This is a genomic window from Arthrobacter sp. JCM 19049 (assembly GCF_001310435.1).
Genome location: NZ_BAXF01000673.1, coordinates 1 through 978, shown reverse-complemented (window position 1 = coordinate 978; position 978 = coordinate 1). Strand labels below are relative to the sequence as shown.

The 978-nt window shown below is 71.1% G+C and carries 1 pseudogene; it reads right to left on the bottom strand.

The features are described 5' to 3' along the window. Window positions 1–945: pseudogene (locus JCM19049_RS15425) on the bottom strand (acyl-CoA thioesterase); the annotation flags it as partial. Between the last annotated feature and the right edge of the window lie 33 nt (window positions 946–978).

The window sequence follows — 978 nt, the reverse complement described above, 5'->3', positions numbered from 1 at the left end:
CGCCGGGGGGAGTTGGCGCGGATGCGCACCAGGGTGCGGGCGTGCTCCCACAGCGCCCGGTCCTCCGCGGAGCGCGGCACCCAAGGGGTCACCGGCACCGCGGTTCCGGTCGCATCGCGCGCCACCATCACCGTCAGGCAGTAGGTGGTCAGGTTCAGCTGGCCGCCCTTGGGATCCCCGGAGCGCACGTGCACCGCAATGTGCATGCCCTTCACCCGGTGTAGACCAGGCGGGCCTCGACCTCCACCAGGTCCCCGATGCGCAGCGGCCGGTAGAAGCGGATCCCGCCGGAGAACACCGCGACGGTGTCCTGCCCGCAGTACCGCGAGGCGCACAGCGCCGCGGCGGTGTCGATCCACTTCATCACGATCCCGCCGTGCACCTTCCCGCCCCAGTTCACGTCCGTCGGCTCGGCCAGGAAGCGCAGCGTAATGCGTTCGGCGGTGCCGGCCTGCGTGTAGCTTTGGCCCTTCATTTCCTCCACGATGGCGTCGCGGATCCCGATCCGGGCCAGCGCGTCGTCCCGGCGCCGGGTCTGCAGTTCGGTGCGCGGGGTGAAGCTGGGCACCGGCGCGGCTTGCCGTGCTCGTCCACGGCCACGAAGATCACCAGGCAGGTGGTGGAGGTGCCGGTGCGCTCGCCGCGCGGGTCGCGGAAGGAGACCTCGGTGTGCACGTGCATGGAGGAGGTGCCGGTGTAGACGATGCTGGCGGTGACCTCCACCAAATCCCCGCTGCCCACCGGGTCGGAGAAGTGGATGTTGCCCACGTACGCGGTGACGCAGTAGCTGGCGGCCCAGCCCACGGCCGCGGCGTACGCGGCCTTGTCCACCCACTCCAGCACGGTGCCGGCCTCGACGGTGCCGGACAGGCCCACATCCATGGGCGCGGCCAGGAAGCGCAGGGTGATCTGGTGGGGGCGGGGTGCTTCGCCGGTGGTTTCCATGCTCCAAGTGTGGTGTACCGTCGCGCGCGGGCG